The organism is Streptomyces sp. NPDC058650, from assembly GCF_042717315.1.
GTDB lineage: Bacteria > Actinomycetota > Actinomycetes > Streptomycetales > Streptomycetaceae > Streptomyces.
Genome location: NZ_JBHXRL010000017.1, coordinates 20,302 through 37,092 on the forward strand (window position 1 = coordinate 20,302; position 16,791 = coordinate 37,092).

Here is a 16,791-nt window from a genome sequence, read left to right on the forward strand (position 1 = left end):
AGGAGATCCCGTGCCATCTCGCCCACTGCTCCGACGCGCCACAGCGGCCCTCGCCGTGCTGTCCGCGCTGCTCCTCGGTACACCCGCCTCCGCCACCTCGCTCCAGCCCGCCGCGGCGGAGGCGGTGGCACCGCCCGTACCCCTGACCGGCCCGCAGCTCGCCGCGTCCTGGACCGCACCGCTCAGCACCCGGGGCCGCTGGATCGTCGACGCCGACGGCAACCGCTTCAAGTTGAAGTCGGGCAACTGGGAGGGCGCCCAGGGCACCTGGACCGGCAACGGGGACATCAACGACCCCGCCAACCACATGCACGGCATCAAAGCCGACAACATGCCCCTCGGCCTCGACCGGGTCCCGATGTCCACCATCCTGGCCGACTTCCACCGCCTCGGCCTCAACAGCATTCGGCTGCCGTTCTCCAACGCCCTCGTCCACAACACCACCCCCGTCCCGGACGCGGCCGTCGCCGCCAACCCGCAGCTGAAGGGCAAGACCCCCCTCCAGGTCCTCGACGCGGCCATCGCCGCGCTCACCGCCGACGGCTTCGCGGTGATCCTCAACAACCACACGACCACGGCCCGCTTCTGCTGTGGCCTCGACGGCAACGAACGCTGGAACAGCGGTCAGACCACCCAGCAGTGGGTGAACGACTGGGTGTTCCTGACGAACCGCTACAAGGCCAACAAGCGCGTGGTCGGCGCCGACCTGCGCAACGAGGTCCGCCGCGACACCTGGGACAACCCGAACTGGGGCTGGTACGACGACCACGACCTGTACGCCGCGTACGAAGAAGCCGGGAACAAGATCCTCCAGGCCAACCCCGACATGCTCATCGTCATGGAAGGCATCAACTGGTACGGCATCCCGCTCGACGGGCTGGAGCACGGCCGCCCGCAGCTGAAGCCGGTCGCCACCCTCTCCCACACCCTGATCCAGTCGGACAAGCTCGTGTACGCCGCCCACTTCTACGGCTACACCGGCCCCGCCAACACCGGAGCCGGCAGCGGCCCCGGCTCCACCAGCGACCCCCGCTACGAGGACTTCACCGCCGAGCAGCTCGCCCGGGTCGTCGACGACGAGGCCCTCTTCGTCACCCGGTCGGGACAGCACTTCACCGCACCGGTCTGGATCAGCGAGTTCGGCGCGGGCGGCCGCGGTTCGACCAGCACCAAGGAACAGGCCTGGTTCCACCGCTTCACCGACATCCTCGTCAAGAACGACACCGACTTCGCGATCTGGCCCCTCGTCGGCTGGACCGACGCCTCCGGCGCCCAGATGGACAACTGGGCCCTCCTCGGATACGGCGCGAACGGCAGCCGCCAGGGCATCCAGGACGGCGGCGACTGGCGCGCCGACGACTGGAACAAGCTCGTCGCCGGGGGCCGGACCGGACCCATCGCACCGGCCACCCGCTGGAACATGCTCGACCTCGACCACACCGACTACAACGTCTCCGCCACCATGCTGGCGAAGCCGGACTGGTCCCCGGGCAACCGCAAGGGCAACTGCCCCGACACCCAGCGGCTCGTCGGCCTCGGCCGCGGTGACAACCGCGGCCTGTGCACCGACGCCGGTCAGCCGGCGAAGGCGAGCGGCCCCTGGACCGTCGTCACCGACGAGCGGTACGTCACCGGTGGCGACTGGGCGAGCGGCTACGACAAGCGCCAGTGCCCCGACCGCACCTTCGCGGTGGGCTACAGCGTGAAGGGCAACGCCATGTCGGCCCTGCTGTGCGCGCCCGCGACCGCCTCTCTCCCCACCACCAACCGCGTGCTCTGGTTCGACAAGGGCGACAACCGGCCCGCCACCGGAGGCTCGAACGCCAGCGACTGGGCGCCGGGCTACTACAAGGGCCAGTGCGACGACGACGAGTACGTCGCCGGCGTCGCCTTCACCTGGAAGTGGAACCACGGCGGCGCCCCCGACGCCCTGCTGTGCCGCCCGCTCGCCTAGAACCGACCGTCAGGGGGTGTCCGACACCCCGATAGCCCGCTGAGGAGCACCGCCGCCATGCCCCGACAGAGCGCCGTCGACGACTCCCTCGGCGCTCTCGTCGACACCGAGCGCCTCTGGCGGCGGACGGTCGAGGACTGCGCCGCGCATCTCGCCCCCCGCCGCCGAGTGCCGAGGGCCGACAGGGGAAGGGGGCAGGGCCGGGGGGGTCAGTGCTCGGGCGGCTCCGGCAGCCAGTCGCGTGCGGGGTCGTACTCGAGCCATCGGCTGCGCCGTGCCTCCGCGGCGCAGGCGGCGGTGAGCCCGTGCAGCCCGGGGTGTCCGCTGCCGGTGCGCCACAGCAGCGACCAGGCGTACAGCGGTGTGGGGTCGACGAGCGGGACCGAGCGCAGCCCGGGGACCTCCGGCAGGGGCACGTCCGCGGGCAGCAGCGAGAAGCGCCGCGGGTTCGCCGCCACTTCGCCGAGGAAGTGGGCGAGGCCCAGGTTGACGCTCGCGGCCCGGTCGCGGATGCCGAACCGGTCGGCGAACCGGTGGAGGAAGTCGAGCCGGTCCAGCGGACCGGGTGCCCACAGCACGCTGTCGCGCAGCCGGTCCGGGCGCAGTGACGATTCGGCGGCGAGGGGATGGCCCGTACTGAGGACGGCGTCGACCGGTTCGAGCCGGACGAGCCGGTGCGTCAGCCCGGCGCGCAGCGGAGGGTGGACCCGGCCGACCGCCGCGTCGATGTCACCCCGCAGCAGGGCCTCCGTCACCGACGGCAGGTCGCGTCCGTGCCCCGACACCAACTCCCCGGCCTCTCCGGCGATCCGGGCGAGGGTCCTCATCGGCGCGTAGAGGTGCCCCCAGACGTCCACGCGCAGCGGACGGTCGTTGCCCACGGCCGCCGCGACAGCGTCGTCGGCAGCGGCCAGCGTCTGCCGGGCGGGCGCGAGGAAACGCCGTCCGGCCCCGGTGAGGCGGACGCCGTTGCCGCCGCGCTCGAACAGCCGGGTGCCGAGCAGGGATTCCAGCCGCGCGATCCGCTTGGACAAGGCCTGCTGGGAGACGTCGAGCGTCCCGGCGGCCCTCCCGAAATGCAGCTCCTCGGCGGTGCGCACGAAGGCGCGTACCTGTGCCATGTCGAGATCCACGGCTCTCACCATAGGTGACAACCATGCGTTGTCGGCGTCGTCCGCCTGTTGTTGGATCGCGGGGCGGTCGCGGATGTTGCATCGTGCCCATGCGAAGACTGATTCCCACCGGGGAGGCGGCGCGTCCGGTCGCCTTCGCCGAAGCACCCCTGCCCCTACCGGAGCCCGGCGAGGCACTGATCAAGGTCGAGGCGTTCTCGCCGAACCGCGGCGAGACGTTCCTGCTCGAACACCCCCGGCCGGGGCTGCTGCCGGGCAAGGACGTCGCGGGGCTCGTCGTACAGGAGGCCGCGGACGGCTCGGGCCCCGGCATCGGCACCCGCGTGGTCGGGCATCCGGCGTGGGGCGGGTGGGCCGAGTACGCCGCGGTGCCCACGCACTCCCTCGCCGTCCTCCCGGACGGCATCGACAGCGTACGGGCGGCGGCCCTGCCCCTGGCCGGGATCACCGCCCTGCGTCTGCTGCGCACGGCCGGTTCGCCGGCCGGCCGGCGCGTCCTGCTGACCGGTGCCTCCGGCGGGGTCGGCCACTACCTCACCGAACTGGCCGTGGCAGCGGGAGCCGAGGTCACCGCCGTCACGGCCACCCCGGCGCGCGGCGCACGGCTCACGGAGCTGGGCGCGCGGGTGGTGCACGACGTCGCGGCGGCCCGGGGACCGTTCGACGTCGTACTGGAGTCCACGGGAGGGCCTGACCTGCCGGTCGCGCTCGCGAAGGTACGTCCGGGCGGCACGCTCGTCTGGTTCGGCCAGGCCGGCCGCACCCCCGTGACGCTCGACTTCTTCGACCTCCTCGGCGGGCCCGAAGGCGTCACGATCCGGCACTTCCACTACGCCGGCGCCCCGTACGCCGCCGATCTCGCGACCTTGGTCCGCCTCGTGGAAGGGGGCAGGCTGCACCCGGAGATCGGCCGGACCGCCGACTGGTCCGATACCGCCGACACCCTGGTCGACCTGCGGGAACGCCGAATCCGGGGCAAGGCCGTCCTGACGACGGGAGCAGCACGATGAACGCCGCCGACTTCGCCGCCGCCCAGTGGACCCGGGCCACCGGCACGGGCGTCGACGCGCACGAGTACCGCCGTGTCACCGACGGCCTCACCTCCGTCGCCAGCTGGGGCCCGTCCTTCGTCCGCACCGGAGAGGCGTACCTGGAGCGCGCGGAAGGCGCGGGTTCCCCCGTCACGGCGGGGGAGTACCTGCTGACCGCGGCCAGGTGGTTCCACCTCGCCACGCTCGCGCCGTACGCCGAAGCCGGCCGCGCCGCCGCAGCGGCGGACCGGGCCGTGGGCCAGGCGCTCAAGGTGCTGGAGCCCGGCGCGCGGCGGGTGACCGGCGAGGGATTCACCGGCTGGCTGCGCGGCCCCGCCGACGCCCCCGGCACCGTGGTCGTCGTCCCCGGCCTCGACTCCGCCAAGGAGGAGTTCCTCGATCTGGTGGACGCACTGCTGGCCAGAGGCCTCGCGGTGTACGCCATGGACGGCCCCGGGCAGGGCGCCCTCGCGGCCACGACGACCCTGACGCCCGCCTACGAGCAGGTCGTGGGCCGGGTCGTCGACGCGCTCGGCGTGCCGCGCGTCGGGCTGGTCGGCCTCAGCCTGGGCGGCTACTTCGCGGCCCGTACCGCCGCACTGGAGCCGCGCGTCGCGGCGGTCGCCACCGTCAGCGGGCCTTTCCGCCTCGACTGGGCGGAACTGCCCGCGCCCGTAAGGGACATCATGGCGCGACGTACCGAAGGGGCCGACGCGGCCGGGGAGTTCGTCCAGAGCGTGGACCTCACCGCCCTGGCACCCCGCATCGCGGCCCCGCTGCTGGTCGTGGACGGAGGCCGGGACGTCATCCCCGGCGTGACGAACGGCGAGCCCCTGGCCCGGCTCGCACCGCACGGCACCTACCTGTCCGTCGCGCACGGCGACCACCTCCTCGGCAACGCGCGCCCCGACTGGCTGCCCCGGCTCGCCGACCACCTCACGAACACCCTGGTCGGAGCACGGGTATGAACCGCTTCACCGGCAAGACCGTCCTCGTCACCGGCGGAACCAGCGGCATGGGGCTGGCCACCGCACACCGCCTCGTCGCCGAGGGCGCCCACGTGGTCGTCACCGGCCGCACGCGCGACCGGGTGGACGCCGCCGTCCGCCGGCTGGGCCCCGGGGCGTCGGGCGTCGTCGCCGACGCCGCCGACCTCGGCGCGGTGGACGCGCTGATGGAGACGGTCCGTGAGCGTCACGGCCGTCTCGACAGCCTCTTCGCGAACGCCGGAACCGGTGTGTTCCTACCGTTCGAGGACATCACCGAGGCGGCGTTCGACCAGGCCGTCGACGTCAACCTCAAGGGGGTGTTCTTCACGGTCCAGAAGGCGCTGCCGCTCCTCGCGGACGGCGGCTCCGTCGTCATCAACGCGTCCTGGACGCTGCACCGGGGGAACAGTGTCCTCACCCTGTACTCGGCGACCAAGGCCGCCGCGCACAACCTGGCCCGGACCCTCGCGGCCGCGCTCGCCCCGCGTGGCATCCGCGTGAACTCCGTCAGCCCCGGCTACATCGACACCCCGATGTACCCCTCCGCCGCACTGAGCGAGGCGGAGGCGAAGGACGTGACCGGCCGGATCGTCGCGGGCCGCTTCGGACGCCCGGAGGAGGTCGCCGCCGCCGTGGCGTTCCTCGCCTCGTCCGACGCCTCCTACGTCAACGGCCAGGACCTCGTCATCGACGGTGGCCTGGTGGGAGCCGTACCCGCCTGACGACCGGCGGACCGGTGCTCAGCGGATGAGGGAACGGCCGGTGGGAGCCAGGCGCAACGTCCGGGGGACACCCGTCTGCTCCCGCCCGACGGCCGGCAGGATCTCGTCCCGTGCCACGGGATGGGCCCGGACCTCGGCGAGGTGCCGCCGGTGCGCGCGCTCGTCCGGGTACGAGGTGAGGACCACGGCGACGTTCTCGCCGGTGCGGACCGGCAGCCTGGGGAACGTGTTGCGCGCCGTCTCGGTGGTGAGGACGGCGAGCGGCGCGGGACCCGTCTCGTGGAGCAGGGGGAGGAGACCGTCCCGGATCAGGTCGACGCCGCCCCGCCGACCGGGAGGGAAGGACCACACGGTGGCGGACACGAACCCCGCCGGTACGGGGGCGCCGGCCCGGGGCCGCTCGGACGGGGAAGCGGCGAAGCCGGTGTCGCCCGAGAGGTGGCGCAGCAGCAGGACGTCGTCGGAGTCCAGCATCGTGGCGTTGGCCCGGGGGCCGGACCCGGCCCAGACGGGGCCGCCGTAGAACGCGGTCAGAGCCCGGTGCCGGGCCGCCATGTCCCGGAACCCGCGCAGCCAGACGAAGCGGTCCGGGTCGTCGAGGTCCCGGAACTGGCCGAGCACGAGCATCCCGGTCGCTTCCTGCGTCTCGACGAACTCCCGGTCGAAGAGGTCGATGAGCTCGTCGCGTCGGCCCGGCCGCAGCGTGTACTGGCGAAGCTCGATCACGGTGGGGCGGCCGACCGGATCGGTGGCGGCTTCGGTAGGGCGCACGTCAGGGCTCCTGTTCACGTCATGTCCGAGTGGACCGACCGTAGGGCGGCCGTGTGTCAGGGGCTGTCAGGGTTTCCGTGTTTCCGGAGAGAATGCGTTCATGTCCGCCGGTCGACTGTTGTCAGTGCTGCTGTTGTTGCAATCCCGTGGTCGCGTCTCCGCGCGGGTGGTCGCCGACGAGCTGGGAGTGTCCGTGCGGACCGCCTATCGGGACATGGCGCGGCTTCAGGACGCCGGGGTCCCGGTCTACGCGGAGCCGGGCCACGGAGGCGGCTACCAGCTGCTCGACGGCTACCGCACCCGGCTGACCGGGATGAGCCAGGGCGAGGCGCGTGCCCTGTTCTTCGCCGGGCTGCCCGGTCCCGCCGCCGACCTGGGACTCGCGACGGACGTCACGGCCGCACGGCTGAAGCTGCTGGCCGCCTTGCCGGAGGGGCTGCGCGAGGAGGCGGCGCGGACGGCGGCGGTGTTCCACCTGGACGCTCCCGCCTGGTACCGGGAGCCCGAACGGACACCGCATCTGCCCCTGTTCGTCGACGCGGTGCTCACCCGGCGTGCGGTGGACGTGCGGTACCGCCGCTGGCGCGAACCGCGGGAGGTGTGCCGCCGGCTGCGCCCGTACGGCCTCGTGCTCAAGTCCGGCGTCTGGTACCTCGTGGCCGCCACCGAGAACCGGACCTCGACCTACCGGGTCACCCAGGTCCTCGACGCGACGGCGAGCGACGAGCGGTTCGACCGGCCGGAGGACTTCGACCTGGCCGCGCACTGGACCTCCTACCTCGATGACTTCCAGGCCCGCCGCTACACCGGCACCGCCACGGTCCGCCTGTCCCCGCGCGGCCGTCGACGCCTCGCCGACAACGTCCCCGCGGAGGTGGTGCGAGCGGTCGAGGCCACCGAGAACCCGGTCGGCGACGACGGATGGGTCGAGGCGGTCGTCCCGACCGAGAGCACCGAGCACGCGTGCGGCGAGCTGCTGCGGCTCGGCGCCGACATCGAGGTCCTCGCACCCCCGGAGCTGCGCCAGGCCATGGCCGACACGATCGGCGTACTCGCCCGTCGGTACGGAACCGCCTGACCGGGCGGCGGGGCGCTCGTTCACTGTGGTGACCAGCGCCTTTGGCGTGTCGATGACTGCCGCGTCACGGCGGTGACCTGGTGGGTGGCCTGGCGCCACGATGGTGCGGCATGATCATCGAAGGCAAGTTCGACGCCGGTAGCCGGAAGCCGGAAGCCGGGAATCAGCAGGGGGAGACAGTATGGCCAAGGCCGTGCACGCGCAGCTCGGGGCGAAGAGGATCCGCTGCCTGGTCTGTGACGGCGACGTCTTCCGGGAGCGGGAGGTGAAGCTGAACAGCTCGGGGATGGAATTCCTCAACCTGGCGTGGGCCAACGAGTCGGCGAACGGTCTCATCTGTCTGTCGTGCGGCTACGTCCACCTGTTCGTCCGCGGCCAACTGACGCTCTACCGCGCTCAGGGCTGAGACCCGCACGCGTTCGACGGCATGCGTCTGCTGCGCGATGCCGAGGGCGGACAGTCGAGGTAGCACCGGGTGCCGGGCGACTCGACGGGTGATCGTCCGCGCGGGTCGACGGTCGACGGGCCGCTGGACGTCCTCCTCCGGCACCTGGTCACCGGTCCGCTCGGGCTCCGCGACTTCGGCTGACCGGGAGACGTCTCAGGACTCCTCGTGGCGGTGGACCGGAGCCGGGTCGGCCACGCCGGGGCGCTCCTGCCAGAACGCCGGTGCCCACAGGCGCCGTACGCACATGATGACCACCCCGGCGACGGCGATGCAGATGCCGATGACGAGCGGCGGCCCGAGGCCGAACCACGAGGTGCCGCTGTACGAGTTCGCCGGATCGGACATGTCGGAGACCGACCTCACCAGGAGCCACGCCAGGAGTCCGGCACCGACCAGGGGGCCGAGGCCGATCAGCAGGAGGTTGTGGAGGCTCTTGAAGAGCTGGCGGCGGTAGTAGACCACGCAGGCGACGCCTGTGAGCGCGTAGTAGAAGGCGATCAGCAGCGAGAGCGCGGTGAGCGAGTCGAAGAGGGCGTTGGCGCTGATCTGGTTCACCACGAGGTACCAGGCGATGGCGATGCCGGCGACCCACCACGTACTCACGTCAGGGGTGCGGAAGCGTGGGCTGATGTGGCCGTAGTGCGCGGGCAGCGCCCGGCGGCGAGCCATGGAGAGCGCGGTACGCGAGGCCGGGATGATGGTGGTCTGGGTGGAGGCGATCGCGGAGGTGCAGACGGCCAGCAGCAGGACCCAGTCCCAGCCGCCCAGCACGTCCCCGGCGAGCTGCGCGAAGATGAACTCCTCTTCCCCGGCGTTCTCGGCCAGGAACACCGGACCGGCGTAGGCCACGACCGCGAACCCCACGGACACGTACGTCACGAGCAGGATGACGGTCGACCAGAGCCCCGCCTTGCCGGGGGCGGTCGCGGAGTCCTTGACCTCCTCGGTGAGGTTGACCGCCGACTCCCAGCCCCAGTAGATGAAGACGCCCAGGAGCAGCCCGCCGGTCAGCGCCGCGCCACCGGCGCCGAACGGGTTCAGCCAGCCGAGGGCGGGTTCGACCGAGTCGTACTTGCTCGTGCCGGCGTAGACGGCGTAGAAGGCCACCCCCACGAAGATCAGCAGGCAGACGACCTGCGCCAGGATGAGGACGTTCTGCAGCTTCGCCGACAGCTCGGTGCCGATGACGCACACGGCCGTCATCACGAGGATGAGCAGCACCGTGAGCAGTTGGCGTACGAAGGTGTTGTCCACCCAGCTGTCGAGGCCGACGGCGAGCAGGCCGAAGGTGACGGCGACGTCGGCGAGCGAACCGACGACCAGGACGCCGGTCATGGCGATGGCCCAGCCGCCGAGCCAGCCCGCCCAGGGGCCCATGGCCCGGGTGACCCAGGAGAAGGTGGTGCCGCAGTCCTGGTCGACCTTGTTCAGGTAGTAGAACGCCGACGCGATCAGCAGCATCGGCACGAAGGCCGCGAACATCACGCCGGGGGCGTAGATCCCGACCAGCGCGACGACGGGGCCGATGACGGCCGCGAGGGAGTACGCGGGGGAGGTGGAGTTGAGCCCGATGACGAGGGCGTCGACGAAGCCGATCGCGTTGTGCTTGAGTTCCGCCGGACGTCCGGCGGGCTCGGCATGCTCGGCTGCTGCCATGTTCCCTCGCTTCGGTCGAACCCCGAAAGAACCGCGAGACCTATGCCTTCATGGTAGGAAGCCCCGGCCGCACGTGCATGCGCGGGATCCCGCCGGCGGTGACGGGGTCGTCACCTTCCGCGCATGTCCGATGACGTCTTGCGCCGGTTTCGCCGGGGCCGGCCGAGGGGAGCCGGCCCCGGTGGACCGGCTTACTTGGACTGCGTGGAGAGGGTCACACCGCTGAAGCCCTGCGCGGCGGCGAGGCTGAAGTAGACCCAGCCGGACGGCGGGTTGTCGATGGTCAGGGTCTCGTTGTTGCCGGCGTTGGCGGACTTCGCCTGGTAGTTGCCGGTGGTGGCCCAGCTGCTGCCGAAGTACAGGTCGGCGTTGCCGGTGCCGCCGCTGCTGGTGATGGTCAGCTGCTTGACGCCGGCCGGCAGGTACACGAAGTGGTAGCTGTAGTTGCCGGTGGTGGCGGCGAGGTTGTCCCGGCGGCAGTTCTTGTCGAACTGACGGGGGTCGCTGATGGTGCAGAGCGGGGCGGCGGGGGCCGAGGCCTCCGGCAGCGGGCCGCAGTCGTTCGTCGCGCAGGCGGTCGTCAGCCAGGTGGCGAAGTCGGCGTCGTAGCCGGTGCCGATGGTCTGCTTCAGGAAGGTACGGGCGCCGTTCCAGTCACCCGTGCGGTACTTGTCGAGCACGGTCTCGATGTCGGCGGGGTGCGCCTGGAGCATGTAGCGGACCGCGAGGAAGCCCCAACGGTAGACGCGGTTCGAGTTGACCTCGGGGTCCTCCTCCTGGCCGTAGACGGTGTCGAAGAGGTCGCTGAGCTTGTACGTCTTCTTGCCGGCCTCGGCGATCGCGTCGGCGTTGCGCTCGTCGCGGTAGCCGAACGAGATGTTCTCGGCGATGCCCTCGACCCACCAGATGGTCGGCGTGGTCATGCCCGCCTCGAAGTCGCCGGCCATGTTGTAGCGGCCGTCGAGGTAGTGGGTGTACTCGTGGTTGAGGTTCCAGATCTCGAAGTCCGGGCGCAGCCAGTGGGCCTCGTGGGCGATGAAGCGGGCCTGGTTGCCGGCGGCGGCCGGGTTGCCCTCCTCGTACATGCCGCCGTTGTCCACGTCGATGTTGTAGATGGCCCAGGCGTACAGCGAGTAGTTGGTGTAGTCGTCGAAGACGACGACCTCGAGGTTCGTGTTCACGTCACCGGGGATCGCGCCCTTGTCGCCGATGACCCGGTGGAAGTACGCGTCCTGGTTGACCAGGCTGGTGCAGGTGGCGGCCAGCTGCCCGGGGGACATGTCCTGGGCGCGGATCTTCAGGGCCGGGGTGCAGGTGTGCTGGATCGGCAGGATGGCCGGGAGGACACGGTCGCCGAGGTCGCAGACGGCGTAGGCCGCGCAGTTGTTCCTGTCGTACTGGCGCGTGTACCAGCCCAGGTTCATGGTGATCGGCGCGGTCGGGCCGACGTTCGGGTAGCGGTTGATCAGGTCCTTCAGCAGCGGCCGGACCCGGTCCTTGAGCTCGGGGACGTCGAGGGCGTAACCGAGGAAGCGGCCGACGTTGCTGACGACGTCCAAGCGGTTCAGCTGCGCGCTGTTGCGGGTGATGAAGCCGGCCCAGGTGTCGAGGATGGCGGGGTCGGCCTTGAGGGCGGCCCGCCAGCCGCGGTCGTCGTTCTTGGCCTTGAAGCCGTTCTCGACGACCCACTCGACGTGCTGCATGGAGAGGTTCATCTGGCCGGGCCAGGTGCCGTCGTAGCTGCCGAGCATCCACTTGACGACGCCGGCGTACCGGCCCGCCGCGTGGGTGCTGTCGATCAGCGTGACGACCTCGTTGAGGATCTCGCCGTTGGCGTCGGTGACGTCCTTGCTGCGCGGGGAGGCGAAGAACGCGTCCAGCGCGCCGAGCGCCGCGCCGTCCAGTGCCGTGCCGTAGTCGCCGACGACGTCCGCGTGGTTGTCCTGCACGTAGAAGCCGGCGCGCAGGAACAGCACCAGCTGGCCGATGGCGGCGGTGTTGCTGCCCGAGTAGGTGGCGGAGGCGTCGCGCAGCGCGTGGGCGACGGTCACCATCTGGGGCTCGCGGAAGGCCTTGCGCGCGTCCTCACCGGTGAGGTTGAACAGCGGGTAGGTACAGGTGATCCGGGGGAGGGCCTTGAGCTGTTGGACCAGCGCGCTGCCCGTGGCGTTGATGACGCCGGAGAGGTCACCGCACTCGTCCGCGGCGGCGGCCGAGGACTGCTTGCCGACCTTGACGGGCTTGACGGCCGGGGCGGGTGCCGGGGAGGACTCCTCGGCACTGTCCTGCGAGGAGATCCGGAAGCGGGACGCGTTGCTCATCGCGTCGGGCGACTTGGGGACGGGGATCGACCGCGGCGCCGGGGCCGCGGTTCCCGTCGCGTTCGCACTGACCGCGGTCGTGGCGCCGACGGAGGCGGCCTGGCTCTGTGGCGTCAGCAGGCCGAGCGCGATGAAGACGGCCGCGCCGAGTGCGGGAAGTCTTCGCCCGTTGGCCTTCGATATCCGGAAGGGATGCATCTGCGGGGGCCTCCGGGGCCGTTGTGGCCGCGTGCGGGGACACGCGACAGCTGGTGTGTGACATGTAAAATTTCACATGTCGCATCGCACCGGAAGCCTTTCGGCCAGATTGATCGGCTCCCTCAACGGAAACGTTGTCCATTGCCGAGCCCGGATCGTCGCTGTTGAGGTGGTGGAGGGACATCGGAACGCATGCCGGTGCTCGCGGGTGCCCGGCGGTGGACGCGCGGGGCCCTGCCGCGAACGGCGGGCCCCGCGTGAGGGGTTCGGTCAGCCGGTGCAGCCGGTGCAGCCGGTGCGGCCGGTGCGGCTGGGGACGCTGTTCGGCGGGGCGCGGTTGTTCGGGGTGTTCGCCCTGGCCGCGGTGTCGTTCAGCGTGACCGTGCCGGCGGCTTCGAAGACGCCCCCTCCGTCGGCGGCGCGGTTGGTGGTGACGGCGCTCTGGTCAGCGCGTGTTGCCGCAGAACGCCACTCGCAGGAACATCCTCAGGACCGCCGGTGGTCTTTCGGCGGCGATGACCCAACGAAGGAACGACCGGCCCGGGCCTCACTCGCGAGGCCCGGGCCGGCCGCTCGGGTGACGTCGTCACACGTGACGCGTCACCAGGTCGACGTCACTTGCCGAGCCACGCGTTGTGGATCGTCAGCGTCGACGCGTTGCCCTGCTTGTCCGTGACCTCGGCGTGGAGCGCGACGCCCTTGTCCTTGGCGGGGTTCTTCACGGAGATCCTGCCGTTCTCGACCTTCACGAGCTGCCAGCTCTGCCCGTCGTCGTAGCTCACGGACACGGCGAGCGACGCCAGGTTCTTCCCGGCCGCCGCGCCCTGCACGGTCACCGGCACCAGGACCGACGCGCCGGCCGGCGCGCGCGAGGTGAGGTCGACGGGGGCCGCGAAGCGGACCGTGGACACCGGAAGCGCCGTCGTGGCCGCCACCTGCTTCGAGCGGAACGTGAACGCGGCGTCGATACGGGTGGAGGCCGCGGCGACCTTCGCCGAGCGCTCCACGGACGTCGTCAGCCGGTACTCGGCGTCGCCGGAGTCGACCGTGAAGGGCTGCTCCCCGGTCAGCGCGTCGTCGTTCTCGCCGACCTTGACGCCATCGCGGTACAGCGCCGACGTGGCCGAGGTGAGCGTCGTGAGACCCGCGTGGCCCTTGCCGTCGGCGAACAGCGGCAGGGCACCGACGAGCTGCTGCTCGCCCGTGTCCGGGTCGGGCGCGGTGCGGAAGACACCCATCTTCTCGCCGAGCAGCGGTCCGAAGACGCCCGTGTTGAACGTCTCCCGGTACGTCTCGCCGGCCCGGTAGCGCTTCGGCCGGACCATCTCGTAGACGCCCTCGAAGGTCGGGTAGCCCCACTGGTCGGGCTCGCCGAACTGATTGAACTTGGTCAGCCACTTGACGCCGTCAGCGGTGGAGACGTGGAAGGTACGCGTGCCCGGAGCCGCCTGCTGCGCCGAGAAACCGACGCCCAGCGGCGCACCCGGCAGCTGCGAGTGCGGGGAGGACAGCGTCGTCTTCCCGGGAGCGGAGGAGCCGAGGTCGACCTTGAGCGTGGCCAGCTCGTTCGCCTTCACGTGCCGGGAGTAGCCGGTCGCGACCTTGCTGACCTTCCCGCCGAAGGACACCGAGTACTGCGTGGTGGGATCCTTGACGAGGTGCGCGTCCCAGGTCTGCAGGAGTGAGCCGTCGGTGATGGCCGGACCCTGGTGGGCGGTGCGGAAGCCGGTGAAACCGCTGAGGACCCAGCCGCTGCCGACGCCGCCGAGTTCGGTCTCGCGCTCGTAGTACGCCCCGCTGTAGTCGACCTTGTCGAGGCCGGGCACGGACATGTGCACCGGCTTGGTGGTGCGCGCGTCGGCGATGATGGTGGTGTCGCCGGTGACCTCCAGCTTCGGCTGGGCGATCCAGTCGGTGCCCTTGGTGAGGTCCGACGGATCCTCGTAGACAGCCGTGTCCAGGGTGTACGAGCCCTTGGGCACACGGATGGTGTGCGGGCCCGGCTCGCTGTCGATCCGCGTCTGGACGTCCTTGGTGGCTTCGGAGACGCCGGTCAGGGTGCTGGTGAAGTTCTGGGCGTCGGCGCCGTCACGTCCGATGGTCCGGAGCGTGACCTCGTAGGACTCCGCCTCGCGGACGGCCACCGCGGCGGTGCGGACGGACTGGCCCGCGCCGGTGGCGGTGACGTAGCCCGAGTAGGCGCCGTCGGCGTCGCCGATCCTGGTGTCGGCGGTCAGGTCGACGTCGGCAGTTCCGCCGGCGGGCACGGTCACCGTGGAGGCGCCGACCGCGAAGAACCCCGGGACCGGCTTGCCCGCCGGGTCCCGCGAGGTCACCGAGAGGTCGAGGGTGACGTCGGTGCTGCCGAGGTTGCGGTAGACGACCTTCTGGGTGAGCGGCTTGTCGTCGGCGTGCGGCCACTGCGCCATGCCGAAGTTCAGCGAGACCTGCTCGGCGATCACGCTCTGCGTCAGCGCCTTGTCGACCTGGACGCGGCCCGAGCCCTGCTGGAAGGCGGTGTGGTCGCCGCCCTTCGTGGACGCGATCAGCGCGCCCTTGAGCTCGGTGGACTTCCAGTCCGGATGCCGCTGCTTCAGGATCGCCGCCGCGCCCGCGACGTGCGGGGTGGCCATCGAGGTGCCGTCGATCTGCAGGTAGCCCGGAGCCGGGTGCGGTGTGCCGGGGCGCTTGTCGATCGTGCTGCCGGCGGCGGCGGCCGCCGTGATGGCGACGCCGGGTGCGGTCAGGTCCGGCTTGACGGCGCCGTCGCCGACGCGCGGGCCGATGCTGGAGAAGGGCGCCAGGTTGTCGTCCTTGTCGACCGCGCCGACGGTCAGCGCGGCGTCCGCGCTGCCCGGCGAGCCGACCGTCGAGCTGCCGCCTTCGCCCTCGTTGCCGGCCGCGACGGCGAACAGGATCCCCTGCTCGGCGGACAGCCGGTTCACCGTCGCCTCCACCGGGTCGACGCCGGGGCTGTCACCGCTGCCGAGGCTGAGGTTGACGACGTCGGCGCCTTCGGCGGCGGCCCACTCCATGCCCGCGATGACGGCGGAGTCGTCGCCGTAGCCGTCGTCGTCGAGGACCTTCCCGCTGATCACCTTGGCGCCGGGAGCGACACCCTTGTACTTCCCGCCGGACTTGGCACCCGTACCGACGGCGATCGACGCGACGTGCGTTCCGTGTCCGACCCGGTCAAGGGCGTCGGGGGAGGCGGAGAAGTTCTTCTCGCCGACGACCTGGCTGCTGAGGTCGTCGTGGGTCTTGTCGACGCCGGTGTCGAGGACGGCGATCTTGACGCCGGTGCCGTCGAACCCGGACTCCCACGCCTTGTCGGCGCCGATCTGGCGGACGCTGCGGTCCAGGCTCGCCTTGCGCACCCCGTCAAGCCACACCTTGCCGATGCCGGAGCTGGTGGCGCGCAGGCCGCTCGGGCGCGGGTTCGTCAGCGCCTCCCACACCCGGGCCACGTCGTCCTGCGACGCACGGAGGGCGTCGGCGTTGATGGTGGGGAACGTGCGCCGCAGCTGGGTGTCACCGGCCGAACGCACCTCCGCCCGCGCGGAATCGGCTCCGCCGTCGTACTGCACGATCAGCTTGAGCCCGTCGCGGTGGCTCTCGCGCAGCAGCGGATCGCTGAGCTCGTCGACGTCGAAGAGCCGCTGGTCCAGCTTGCCCGTGGAGATCAGGCGCTGAGCGTCGTTGGGGACCACCAGCGTGTGGTCCTTGGTGCGTTGTATCCGTACGGGTATGTGCTCACGGCCCTTGGCGGGCTCGAAGCCCACCATCCGGCCCTTGGCGTCGACGACCAGCAGGTCGCCCGTGATCAGCTGGATCCGCTGGTCGCCGTGGGGACCCGTGGTGTCCGGTGTGGCCGTCGTGTGTGCCGCGATCGCCGTGACGGGGCCGGTCATGCCTGCCACGAGGGCCACCGAGGTGGCCGCCGCGATGGTGAAGGCGCGTGCTCTGTGCACTTGTGCGCGCAAGTCTCCCCCAGGAGCTTGGGATGAAGTCGAGTGGTCGTCTCCAGCCATGGGCGCACTGTCGCCCGTCGCTGGTCAGCCCGGAGCGCACTGGCGCCCGCTGCTGGTCAGCGCAGTATGTGAGGGGAGAGGGGTGTGATCAACGGCGGTCCGTGCGTGAGGGATCACGTGACGTGTGTTCAAGCCATCTTGAGGGCTCCGAGTTTGATGGGGCGACGATGGCAGTGTGACGACCGTGTGACACCCGGGCGATGCTTCCGCGACAGCGGCGCGGGCGACCCCTCCGGATCGCCGTCCGGACCGGGCCTTGCGCGCTTTTCGAGGGCCGGCGCCGCTACGGCCGGAGCGTGCTCCTCCAATTGGCCCGTATCCGCACCCGGAGGGAACGGCCTTCCCTCCACCCCGAGGGAACGGCCTTCCCTCCGGCCCCGCCCTGCCGCTGTCCCGGGCGGGCGGGGGGCCAGGGTGTCTCCCGAGTCCTCCTTCCTGTTCCTCGGCGTCGATGTGCCG

11 protein-coding genes are annotated in these 16,791 nt (G+C 71.3%); 6 read left to right on the plus strand and 5 right to left on the minus strand.

From position 1 onward, the window contains the following. Positions 1-10 precede the first annotated feature (10 nt). Complete coding sequence (locus ACFWWU_RS26530; protein ID WP_384148445.1) at positions 11-1,954, plus strand: glycoside hydrolase family 5 protein; 1,944 nt, start codon at positions 11-13, stop codon at positions 1,952-1,954. A gap of 209 nt (positions 1,955-2,163) precedes the next feature. Here the strand turns inward: ACFWWU_RS26530 and ACFWWU_RS26535 are convergent, their stop codons facing one another. Continuing rightward, a complete protein-coding gene (locus tag ACFWWU_RS26535; protein ID WP_384148447.1) occupies positions 2,164-3,087 on the minus strand; it encodes a LysR family transcriptional regulator in 924 nt (307 codons plus the stop codon). An 89-nt stretch (positions 3,088-3,176) separates the two neighbouring features. Between ACFWWU_RS26535 and ACFWWU_RS26540 the strand changes: the two genes are divergently transcribed. The 3 genes from ACFWWU_RS26540 to ACFWWU_RS26550 are packed head-to-tail and all read left to right on the plus strand — an operon-like array spanning position 3,177 to position 5,829. Then, positions 3,177-4,097 carry a zinc-binding dehydrogenase gene (locus ACFWWU_RS26540; protein ID WP_384148449.1) on the plus strand — a complete coding sequence of 307 codons (921 nt, stop codon included), beginning with the start codon at positions 3,177-3,179 and terminating at the stop codon, positions 4,095-4,097. Next, positions 4,094-5,086: an alpha/beta fold hydrolase gene (locus tag ACFWWU_RS26545; protein WP_384148451.1), complete on the plus strand. Its 993-nt coding sequence runs from the start codon at positions 4,094-4,096 to the stop codon at positions 5,084-5,086. The genes ACFWWU_RS26540 and ACFWWU_RS26545 overlap by 4 nt, the downstream gene beginning before the upstream one ends. Continuing rightward, entirely contained in the window at positions 5,083-5,829 is a 747-nt protein-coding gene (locus ACFWWU_RS26550; RefSeq protein ID WP_384148453.1) for a glucose 1-dehydrogenase, read from the plus strand. Before ACFWWU_RS26545 ends, ACFWWU_RS26550 begins: the two co-directional genes overlap by 4 nt. 18 nt (positions 5,830-5,847) lie before the next feature. Here ACFWWU_RS26550 and ACFWWU_RS26555 read toward each other — a convergent pair whose 3' ends face one another. After that, complete coding sequence (locus ACFWWU_RS26555; RefSeq protein WP_384148455.1) at positions 5,848-6,600, minus strand: putative quinol monooxygenase; 753 nt, start codon at positions 6,598-6,600, stop codon at positions 5,848-5,850. Between the two features lie 100 nt (positions 6,601-6,700). Here ACFWWU_RS26555 and ACFWWU_RS26560 point away from each other — a divergent pair, with 100 nt between their 5' ends. Both ACFWWU_RS26560 and ACFWWU_RS26565 read left to right on the plus strand, forming a co-directional pair. Next, on the plus strand, positions 6,701-7,678 hold the full coding sequence (locus ACFWWU_RS26560) for a helix-turn-helix transcriptional regulator (protein ID WP_384148457.1): 978 nt from the start codon (positions 6,701-6,703) through the stop codon (positions 7,676-7,678). 181 nt (positions 7,679-7,859) lie between these two features. Then, the gene (locus ACFWWU_RS26565) at positions 7,860-8,084 is read left to right on the plus strand and encodes a hypothetical protein (RefSeq protein WP_384148459.1); all 225 of its coding nucleotides are present in this window, start codon (positions 7,860-7,862) and stop codon (positions 8,082-8,084) included. Positions 8,085-8,279: 195 nt separating this feature from the next. On the opposite strand, the gene ACFWWU_RS26570 is transcribed toward ACFWWU_RS26565, so the two are convergent. The 3 genes from ACFWWU_RS26570 to ACFWWU_RS26580 form a co-directional block, all read right to left on the minus strand. Further along, positions 8,280-9,782 (minus strand): APC family permease, encoded by a 1,503-nt coding sequence (locus ACFWWU_RS26570; RefSeq protein ID WP_384148461.1) that lies wholly within the window; start codon positions 9,780-9,782, stop codon positions 8,280-8,282. Between the two features lie 191 nt (positions 9,783-9,973). Then, entirely contained in the window at positions 9,974-12,301 is a 2,328-nt protein-coding gene (locus ACFWWU_RS26575; RefSeq protein ID WP_384148463.1) for a collagenase, read from the minus strand. A gap of 614 nt (positions 12,302-12,915) precedes the next feature. Continuing rightward, entirely contained in the window at positions 12,916-16,272 is a 3,357-nt protein-coding gene (locus ACFWWU_RS26580) for a S8 family serine peptidase (protein WP_384148465.1), read from the minus strand. Between the last annotated feature and the right edge of the window lie 519 nt (positions 16,273-16,791).